The following is an 8,849-nucleotide window of genomic DNA, read 5'->3' on the forward strand; positions in this document are numbered from 1 at the left end:
AGCGGGTGAGGAAAGCCGCGCAACCCGTTGTCCTGACGCCGGAAGAGACCGCCTTCGTCCAGGGCCTCGTAATTCACGAGGACGCCGAGCTCCTGGCGCTCGCCAAGCCGCCTGGTCTCTCCAGCCAGGGCGGACGGCGCGGGGCGAACACCCTCGACGAGCTGCTCTGGGCCTTCGCCAAGCCCGGCAAGGCCCGGCCGCGCCTGATCCATCGACTCGACCGCGACACCTCGGGCGTGATCCTCGCTGCAAAGACCCAGCCGGCGGCCGGCTTCCTCGGCAAGGCCATGATGGCCCGTCGGATCCGGAAGACCTATCGCGCCATCGTGACGCCGGGCGCGCCCGCGCCTGCGGCGGGGGTCATCGATGCGCCCCTCAGGCGCGAGGCGATCGGCCGCGAGGCCTACATGCGCGTGTGTCCGCCCGACCATCCCGACGCCGAGGGCGCCGTCACCCGCTACCGCACGCTCGCCGCCGGTTCCACGGCGGCGCTCGTCGAGCTCGAGCCGCAGACCGGGCGCATGCATCAGCTGCGCGTGCATCTGGCCTCGATCGGCCGCCCGATCGCCGGCGACGCCCGCTATGGCGGAAGCCTGGTCGTGGCGGGCCAGCCGGTTCCCCGCCTGATGCTGCACGCCCATGCGCTCGCCTTCCCGCACCCGGCCGGCGGGTTGAAGCGGATCGTGGCGGAGGTTCCTTCGGACTTCCAAGCGCTTGCCTCCCGCCTCGGTCTGGCGGAACGTGGCTGAGGGGACGCCCGTTTTGAGGTGCGCCATGCAACGCGCTCTTCTCGCCGCCGTCGCCTGCCTGTCGCTCGCGGCCTGCGCGACGGCCCCGACCCGCTACCAGCCCATCGGCCCGAGCGGCGTCGGCTATTCCGAGCTCCGGATCGAGCCCGACCGCTACCGCGTCACCTTCCAGGGCGGTCCCGGGGCGCCCGAAGCCCAGGTGCAGGACTATGCGCTTCTCAGGGCGGCCGACCTGGCGCTGGCCGGGGGCTATGACTGGTTCCGGGTGGTCGATCGCACAATCCGTCAGACCGGCTATGGCGGATCGAGCATCGGGCTCGGGATCGGCGGCGCGAGCTTCGGACACCATTCGGCCACCGGCGTCGGCGTAAGCACCGGCTTTCCGTTGAGCGGAGGCCCGGTGCTGCAGGTGAACCTGGAGGTGCTCCTGGGCCGTGGCCCCGAGCCGCCGGGCGCCGACGTCTACGACGCCCATGGCGTGCGCGCGGCGATCGGCGGCCGGGCCGTCTGACGTCGCGGCTTGGTCCGGCGGTCACTCCCTCAGCAGCGGCAGGCTCAGTCCCGAGACCGGTCGCGCGCTCAGCACCTCGCGCCGGAAGCGGAACAGCTCGGCGGGCCGGCCGCCGGTGTCGGCGTCCATCCTGCCGAGGCCCTCGACCAGGTCGGCGCGCTCGAGCGCCCGGCGAAAGTTCTGCTTGTGCAGCGGCACGCCGGCGATCGCCTCGACCGCCCGCTGCAGAGCCGAGAGCGTAAAGGCGGGGGGCATCAACTCGAAGATCACCGGCCGGTACTTGATCTTGCCCCGCAGCCGGGAGGCCGCTGTCGCCAGGATCCGGCGATGGTCCGAGAGCATGGGCTCCCCCACGGCGGCGACGAGGGCCGGCGGCAGGTCGGGGGCGGTCTCGCCGCGGTCGCGCGCGGCTTCCTGCGCCAGGCCCGCTTCGTAGAGCAGCTCGTAGCGCTCGAGCACCCGCTCCTCGTTCCATGGCGCGCCGTCGAGAGCGAAGGCCAGCCGGGCCCGCGCCAGCCGCCGGGGGGCGTCGGCCCCGTGCTCGGCCCAGGCGCGCAGCGCCTCTCCGATCGGCCCGAGCGCCGGCGGGCGGCCCTCGCGCCAGTCCTCGTAGGGAAAGAACCGGCTCCACGGCCGCCACTGGCTGTCGGGCGTGTGGGCGTCGAGGGCGGCGGGCGCCAGGGCAAGGTAGCCGACCGAGATCACCCGCGCCGCCTGTGTCATGCCGCCCATGTCCGCCAGCGGCGCGTCGCGCCCCTTGTCGCCGAAGGTGTAGAGCTGCTCGACGTAACCCAGGTTGAAGCGGGTCTGCTCGGTCACGAACGCTCGCATGGCGAGCTCGAAGGTCCGGTGGCCCTCCGGATCGAACGGGCCGAACGGCAGCCCCTCCAGCGCCGAGCCGCCTGGTTTCACCGTCAGCACGACCGCCTCGCCGTCCCGGATGGCCACCACGACGGCCGAGAGACCGATGGCGACGGGCGGTTCGCTCGGGGAGGCGCTCATGCGTGGCGGACGGGGAACTCGAAGGGCGCGGCGGCCAGATAGTCGTAGTCGCCCATGGCTTCGACGGCTTCGATCATCCGGCCGCGGCGATTCATCAGCTCGTCGGCGAGCGCCACGATGCGGCGGTTAGGCGAGGCGTGCGGCGCCGTCTGCCGCAGCGTCCGGGCGATGCCGCGCTCGTCGGCGGCTGGACTGCGCTCGCAGGCGATCACGAAGGCCGTCGCGGTCGAGCGGCTGATCCCCGCCCAGCAATGGATCAGCATCGGCTGGCGTTCGTCCCAGCCGCGGTTGAAGGCGAGGATGCGGCCCACCGCGGCTTCGTCTGGGACGGTCATTTCCTCCATGGGCTCGGTGATGTCGTTGATCCCGAGCCGCAGATGGTTCTGCGGCAGGACCTCGGCGGGCGTGCCGATCATGGTGGCGGGGTCGAGGAGGCTGATCATATGCGACGGCTTTCGGGCCGCTATCAGCGCCTCCACATCGGCCAATCCGCAGACGATCAGATGCATGCAGCTGTCACTCGGTGTCGAAGGCGAGGTCCCCGCCGCGGTAGCCCGCCGCCTCGGACAACACTTCGTAGCGATGGATGAAACGCGCCTGCGCCTGGCCGGGCGGCAGCGGGTCGATCTTCAGATTGTAGCCCGGCGGGGGCGCGCCGAAGAACTCCAGAGCCTCGCCGGAGGAGAAGCCGGCGAGCTGGACCGCCTCGAAGAAGGCGCAGGCGCGGTCGGCCTGCTTGATCAGCTTCTTGATCAGCGGCGGAATCCTCGCGGGCAGGCCGAAGCGGACGTGGATGGCCATCTCGAGCCGATCCTCGAAGGTCCTGTAGTCGACGCCCAGCGCCGTCTTGAACGGCGAAATCATGTCGCCGATCACATATTCCGGCGCGTCGTGCAGCAGGGCGGCCAGCCGCCAGCGGGGCTCGAGATCGGGCTGGATGTGAGCGGCGATCTCCTCCACCACCACGCAGTGCTGGGCGACCGAGAAGGCGTGCTCGCCCGTCGTTTGGCCGTTCCAGCGCGCGACGCGGGCCAGGCCGTGGGCGATGTCCTCGATCTCGATGTCGAGCGGGGAGGGGTCCAGGAGGTCGAGCCGGCGGCCCGAAAGCATCCGCTGCCAGGCCCTGGGCTCTGACGCGGCGCGACGCAGCCCTTTCCTCACCGGCGCATTACCTCCAAAGTCAAGCTCGGGCGCTCGCCAAGGCGCTGATCAAGATCAAGGCGAGCATAGGGTGTAGGCTCGAAAGGCCACGCAGAGGAAGTCGGAAGCATGAGCTGGGCCCGGATCATGGCGCCTCTCTCCGGAGGACAAGGCGACCGCACGGCGGTGACGGCTGCCGCGGCGCTGGCCGAGCCGTTCGGGGCGGAGCTCGCTGGCGTCTATACGCCGGCGGACGTCGCCGACGTCATGCCCTGGATGGGCGAGGGCTTCATGGGCGGCGTGCAGACCACGGCCCTGGAGTCCCTGAAGGAAGCGGCGCAGGCCGGCGAGAAGAACGCGCGCACGGCCGTGGACGCCTGCAAGTACGAGAAGAAGCGGTTCATCAGCCTGCAGAGCCCGGTCTGGGCCGGGCTGTCGGCGGAGAGCCGGCTCTCTGACGTGGTGGTGTTCGCCAACGATCCGGCGCGCGGCCGGGGGCCGTTGGCCGAGGCGTTCCAGCAGGTCCTCGCCGACGAGCAGCGGCCGGTGCTGATCGCCCGCGAGGGGTTGAAGGTGGGCGGCGTCGTCGCCGTGGCGTGGGACGGGGGCAAGGAGGCCTCCCGCGCTGCGCGGCTGGCCATGCCGCTGCTGGAGAAGGCCGAGCGCGGAGTCATCCTGGCTGCCCCCAAGGCGAGCTCGCGCAGCTTCGACCCCAGCAAGCTGCAGTCCTATTACGCCGCCCGCGGGGTGAAGACCGAGGTCGAGCTGCTGCCGGAGGGCGGCGATCCGGCGCCGGCCCTTCTGAAAGGCGCGCGCGCGGCCGGCGCCGACATCCTGGTGGCCGGCGCCTTCGGCCATCCTCGGCTGCAGGAGTTCATCTTCGGCGGGACCACGCGGACGCTATTGAACTCCGACCAGCCCTCGTTGTTTCTGTCCCATTAGACTTCGCGAGGAACATCCAATGCCCTTGTCGCGCATCGTCATGCGGCTCGCCCGCAATCCGGGCACGGAATTCGCCGGTGGCGACGATCATCGCGGCTATGCGCTGACGGCGCCCCTGACCGGCGAAGGCCACCTCGACTCAGCCGGCTACGCCAGGCACCGCGACCGGTGCGTCGTGCGCCGCTTCTCGCCGGACGAGGATCCGGTGGATGGACGCCTGGCGCGCCGCGGCCAGCGCTGGTTCTTCGATTACGACGACACCGACACCACCGATGACGAGCCGGTCTACAGGTTGGGCGAACACCGCTTTGCGGTGGGCGAGTACGTCACCGTCACCGACGAGGACGGACGTCCGCTCACCTACAAGGTCGTCGAGGTCCAGCCCGCGGCCTGAACCTCGGCGCTAGGCGCCGCCGGTGCGGCGGACCAGCCGGCGGATGTCGTGATAGAGCCGGCCGTGGTCGTCCATGTCGTCGTGCGCCCGGACCGTGGCGATCGTCAGAGGGCCAGTCTTCGGGCCGGCGGCCTCGTAGCCCACGTACCGGTAGCCGCCCGGCAGGTCGTCGCGACGGGCGATGAAGGTAGCGCGCACGCCGTTGCGCTCGCGCGAAAGGCCCTCGCCCGGCAGGCGGACGTCGCGCATCATCCGCACGGTGGCCTGGTCGTTGCTCGCATCGATGTGCACGCCGGCCACGTCGATCTTGGCGTTGTCGTTGGCGTCATCGGCGTCGATGTGGATCCCAGGCAGGTCGATGTGGGCCCGATCATGGTCGCCATCGCCGGTGACAGCGACGTGCTGACCGTTCTTGTCGATCACCACCGTATGCTTGCCGCTGTCCTGGTCTTGGTTTCGCGACTGGTCCGCGGCCGCGCCCGCATCCTGCCGGGCCTCCTGATCAGCCTTGGCCGCGTCACTGGACGCCGACGCCGACGCCGGGGCGACGGGCGCGACCGTCTGCGGTTTTTCGGGTGCGGCCGCCTGTCCGGAGTCGGCGGCCGGGTTGGCCTTCGGGCCGACCAGGGAGGCCTCCACGGCGTTCAGCGTGGTCGTGGCGTCGCCGGTCACCGGGGTCAGCTGCAGGTTCACCTCGACGTCGTCCGCACGGTAGAGGCAGCTCTTGCCGTCCGGCGAGACGCTGGCGCGGACCAGCGCGCCCTGCCGGTCTGGGCAGTCGAGCCGGGTGCGCAGCGCGGGATTGAGGTGCGGGCCGCAGGCGGCGGCGCTCAGGGCCAGGACCGAGACGGCGGCGAGGGAGAGAAGGCGCATGACGAAAGGGCTCCGTCCGTTCGGCGCGGAATCTGGCCGGAGCCCCCGGAAAAAGCGAGTGAAATCGCGGTAACCGCCTATTGGCCGGGTCGCGAGCCCGCGCCTTCGCGCCGGGCGAGGAAAGCCAGCCGCTCGAACAGGTGCACGTCCTGCTCGTTCTTCAGCAGCGCCCCGTGCAGCGGCGGGATGAGCTTGGTCGGGTCCTTCTCCTTCAGCGCATCCTCGCCGATGTCCTCGACCAACAGCAGCTTCAGCCAGTCGAGAAGCTCGGACGTCGAGGGCTTCTTCTTCAGGCCCGGCACCTTGCGCATGTCGTAGAAGATGCGCAGCGCCTCGGCGACCAGCTTCTGCTTGATGTTCGGATAGTGGACGTCGACGATCGCGTTCATCGTCTCGGCGTCCGGGAAGCGGATGTAGTGGAAGAAGCAGCGGCGCAGGAAGGCGTCGGGCAGCTCCTTCTCATTGTTCGAGGTGATGACCACGATCGGCCGGACCTTGGCCTGGATCGTCTCGTTGGTCTCGTACACGTAGAACTCCATCCGATCGAGCTCCTGCAGGAGGTCGTTCGGGAATTCGATGTCCGCCTTGTCGATCTCGTCGATCAGGAGCACCGGGCGGGCCTCGCTCTCGAACGCCTCCCAGAGCTTGCCCTTCTTGATGTAGTTCCGGACGTCCTTCACCCGCTCGTCGCCGAGCTGGCTGTCGCGAAGCCGCGTCACCGCGTCGTACTCGTAGAGGCCCTGGATCGCCTTGGTGGTCGACTTGATGTGCCAGGTGATCAGCGGCGCATCGAGCGCCTTGGCGATCTCATAGGCCAGCACCGTCTTGCCGGTGCCGGGCTCGCCCTTGATGAGCAGCGGGCGCTCCAGCGCGATCGCCGCATTGACCGCGACCTTGAGGTCTTCTGTGGCGACGTAGTCTTCAGTGCCTTCAAACCGCTGGCTCATTCCGGCTCCCGGCGGGCCCGCGCCCGCATTCGAACAAGTGTTTCACTTGCAGCCAGACTAAAGGGCGCGGCGCGCGGATCAAGCGACTTCGATATCGGCCCTCCTGATGACCTGGAGGCTCGATTGGCTGGAGGGCGGCGTCAGGCCTTGCCGTCGGGTTTGGCGCGGCCGTTCGCATCGGCGTAGCCCAGCCGATGAAGATCGTCGTCGTCGAGCGCCTTGGACTGGAAGTTGGTGAAGTCGTCCTCGCCGCCGGAGACGCTGCCGGCGTCGCCCACTTCTTCCGCCAGGCCCTCGATCTCGCTGCGGGCGTCAAGCCGGTCTTCGTCGAAGCCGTCGTCCGGTCCCTGGCCGTCGAGGTCGTCCTCGCGCTCCTCTGTGGCGGCGCGGTAATCGAGCTCGTCGTCTTCCTCAAAGTCGGCATCGGTGAATAAGGCTTCGTCGAACTCATCGGCGTCTAGGGCGAGCGCCTCGTCGTCATCGGCGTCGCCGATCGCCTGGGTGACGTCCTCCACGTCCGGCAACTCCTCGAAGGTGCGCATGTCCTCGCCCGGCGTGACGGGCGAGTCGCCGCCCAGGGACACGTCGCCTTCGCCGCCCACGACATTGCTTTCGTCGAAGGTTTCGGCCTGATCCTGGGAATCAGACTCGTCTTCGGAGTCGAAGCGGGCGCCGGGCATGGTGGACCTCCTGTTGCGGCGACGCGTCGGCCGCGCGCATCTGCCTCGCCAAGGCTGCACGCGCATCACGCCGGCGCCTTGCCGCAGATCAAACCCGCGGCTGCTCGCCCCGTTCCGTCGGTTGCGGATCGCGCGCCAAGGTTGCGAAAGGGCCCGTTAACGGCTGCGCGGTTAAGCCTCTGATGCGCGTGGCCCAGCGAAGGGCGACAATCGGGCGTCCGGCGAATCGAAGGGGTCCGCCGCGATGAATGTCAGGAGCCGACGTGCCGCTCAAGTTGTCGCTGAAGCCCGGGGAGAAGTTCGTCCTCAATGGCGCCGTCGTCCAGAATGGCGACCGGCGCGGGGTGCTGGTGCTGCAGAATAAGGCGTCCGTCCTTCGCGAGAAGGACATCATGCAGCAAGAAGACGCCAATACGCCTGCGCGCCGTATCTATTTTCCGGTCATGATGATGTATCTCGATGAGCCCGGAGCGCAGACTTATTATCATGAATTCGCGCAGCGTCTGACTGAGTTCATGGGCGCGATCAGCAATCCGAAGGTGTTGGTCGACTGCGTCGATATCTCGAAGCTGTGCATGTCCGGCGAATACTACAAGGCCCTGATGCTTTGCCGGAAACTGATCGAGTATGAAGACGAGAGGTTGGGGAATGTCGGTCCAGGCGTACCAACAAGCATCTCAGCGGGCTGAATCGCCCCGCGATATCGAGTACCGGCTGTTCGGCCAGGTGACCCGGGCGCTCATGGACGCCGCCGAGACGCCGCAGCACGCGATCGGCGCGAGGATGGACGCCCTGGACTGGAACCGTCGGCTGTGGTCGGTCCTGGCCGCCGACTGCGCCAATCCCCGCAATGAGCTCCCGGCGCAGCTTCGGGCCAACATCATCTCGCTCAGCCTGTGGGTGAACCGACACACCAGCGCGATCATGCGCAACGAGGCCGAGTTCGGGCCGCTGATCGACGTCAACAAGATGATCATGCAGGGCCTGCAGCCTCGCGCCGAGGCCGCAGCGGCCTGACGTTTCACGCGACTGAAGCCACCCGACGCCGGCCTCAGGGCCGGCGTTTCTCGTCGCCGCGCGGGATGGACTGGAGCGCGCCGCCCGGAGGAATTTGCCGGGCAAGACGACCGCGCCACGCACCTTTTTCCCAGTGATTCGCGCCTGTCGGCAGGATCTTAACCCGCCGTCAAGAGTGCCTGGCGTCTAGTGCCAGACGGGCAAAAAGCCCCCGACGTCAGAACGACGCCGGACCTGAGAAAAAGGACCAAAACGATGGCTATGAACTCCATCAACACGAACGTCGGCGCGATGATCGCGCTGCAGGCGCTGACCGACACCCAGAACCAACTGGGCATCACCCAGAACCGGATCAACACCGGCCTGAAGATCGCCAGCGCCAAGGACAACGGCGCCATCTGGGCCATCGCCCAGACGGAAAAGGCGCAAGCCTCCTCGCTCGATGCGGTGACCAACTCGCTGAACAACGGCAAGTCGGTCCTCGACACGACGCTGCAGGCCGGCTCGCAGCTCACCGACATCCTCAACCAGATGCGCCAGAAGGCCCTGGCGGCCTCCGACGCGGGCGTCGACGACGCCTCGCGCACCCAGTAC

The 8,849-nt window shown here is 68.8% G+C and carries 13 protein-coding genes; 7 read left to right on the plus strand and 6 right to left on the minus strand.

Annotated features, from left to right (window positions below):
- Nucleotides 1-5: 5 nt before the first annotated feature.
- A complete protein-coding gene (locus tag Q0W60_RS13420) occupies nucleotides 6-749 on the plus strand; it encodes an RluA family pseudouridine synthase (protein WP_297696403.1) in 744 nt (247 codons plus the stop codon).
- Nucleotides 750-774: 25 nt separating this feature from the next.
- Nucleotides 775-1,260 carry a hypothetical protein gene (locus tag Q0W60_RS13425; protein ID WP_297696405.1) on the plus strand — a complete coding sequence of 162 codons (486 nt, stop codon included), beginning with the start codon at nucleotides 775-777 and terminating at the stop codon, nucleotides 1,258-1,260.
- Nucleotides 1,261-1,281: 21 nt separating this feature from the next.
- Here Q0W60_RS13425 and Q0W60_RS13430 read toward each other — a convergent pair whose 3' ends face one another.
- The 3 genes from Q0W60_RS13430 to Q0W60_RS13440 form a co-directional block, all read right to left on the minus strand.
- Nucleotides 1,282-2,262 (minus strand): NAD regulator, encoded by a 981-nt coding sequence (locus Q0W60_RS13430; RefSeq protein ID WP_297696407.1) that lies wholly within the window; start codon nucleotides 2,260-2,262, stop codon nucleotides 1,282-1,284.
- Nucleotides 2,259-2,705 carry a hypothetical protein gene (locus tag Q0W60_RS13435; protein ID WP_297696409.1) on the minus strand — a complete coding sequence of 149 codons (447 nt, stop codon included), beginning with the start codon at nucleotides 2,703-2,705 and terminating at the stop codon, nucleotides 2,259-2,261. Before Q0W60_RS13435 ends, Q0W60_RS13430 begins: the two co-directional genes overlap by 4 nt.
- Nucleotides 2,706-2,778: 73 nt before the next feature.
- Nucleotides 2,779-3,372, minus strand: a complete 594-nt coding sequence (locus tag Q0W60_RS13440) for an HD family hydrolase (RefSeq protein ID WP_297696431.1) — start codon at nucleotides 3,370-3,372, stop codon at nucleotides 2,779-2,781.
- A gap of 159 nt (nucleotides 3,373-3,531) precedes the next feature.
- Between Q0W60_RS13440 and Q0W60_RS13445 the strand changes: the two genes are divergently transcribed.
- Both Q0W60_RS13445 and Q0W60_RS13450 read left to right on the plus strand, forming a co-directional pair.
- Nucleotides 3,532-4,344 carry a universal stress protein gene (locus Q0W60_RS13445; RefSeq protein WP_297696411.1) on the plus strand — a complete coding sequence of 271 codons (813 nt, stop codon included), beginning with the start codon at nucleotides 3,532-3,534 and terminating at the stop codon, nucleotides 4,342-4,344.
- A 19-nt stretch (nucleotides 4,345-4,363) separates the two neighbouring features.
- On the plus strand, nucleotides 4,364-4,738 hold the full coding sequence (locus Q0W60_RS13450) for a hypothetical protein (protein WP_297696413.1): 375 nt from the start codon (nucleotides 4,364-4,366) through the stop codon (nucleotides 4,736-4,738).
- A gap of 9 nt (nucleotides 4,739-4,747) precedes the next feature.
- On the opposite strand, the gene Q0W60_RS13455 is transcribed toward Q0W60_RS13450, so the two are convergent.
- From Q0W60_RS13455 to Q0W60_RS13465, 3 genes are all read right to left on the minus strand, one after another.
- On the minus strand, nucleotides 4,748-5,611 hold the full coding sequence (locus Q0W60_RS13455) for a hypothetical protein (RefSeq protein ID WP_297696415.1): 864 nt from the start codon (nucleotides 5,609-5,611) through the stop codon (nucleotides 4,748-4,750).
- A gap of 77 nt (nucleotides 5,612-5,688) precedes the next feature.
- Nucleotides 5,689-6,558, minus strand: coding sequence for a MoxR family ATPase (locus tag Q0W60_RS13460; protein ID WP_297696417.1), 870 nt, complete (start codon nucleotides 6,556-6,558; stop codon nucleotides 5,689-5,691).
- A 140-nt stretch (nucleotides 6,559-6,698) separates the two neighbouring features.
- Nucleotides 6,699-7,238, minus strand: coding sequence for a hypothetical protein (locus tag Q0W60_RS13465; RefSeq protein WP_297696419.1), 540 nt, complete (start codon nucleotides 7,236-7,238; stop codon nucleotides 6,699-6,701).
- Between the two features lie 263 nt (nucleotides 7,239-7,501).
- On the opposite strand from Q0W60_RS13465, the gene flbT reads away from it, so the two are divergent.
- The 3 genes from flbT to Q0W60_RS13480 form a co-directional block, all read left to right on the plus strand.
- Nucleotides 7,502-7,927 (plus strand): flagellar biosynthesis repressor FlbT, encoded by a 426-nt coding sequence (flbT, locus tag Q0W60_RS13470; protein ID WP_297696421.1) that lies wholly within the window; start codon nucleotides 7,502-7,504, stop codon nucleotides 7,925-7,927.
- Nucleotides 7,887-8,255: a flagellar biosynthesis regulator FlaF gene (flaF, locus tag Q0W60_RS13475; protein ID WP_297696423.1), complete on the plus strand. Its 369-nt coding sequence runs from the start codon at nucleotides 7,887-7,889 to the stop codon at nucleotides 8,253-8,255. Before flbT ends, flaF begins: the two co-directional genes overlap by 41 nt.
- 255 nt (nucleotides 8,256-8,510) lie before the next feature.
- A partial coding sequence (locus Q0W60_RS13480; RefSeq protein ID WP_297696425.1) for a flagellin occupies nucleotides 8,511-8,849 on the plus strand: 339 nt, incomplete at its 3' end.

Origin of the sequence: Phenylobacterium sp. (assembly GCF_025934275.1) — a bacterium.
GTDB lineage: Bacteria > Pseudomonadota > Alphaproteobacteria > Caulobacterales > Caulobacteraceae > Phenylobacterium.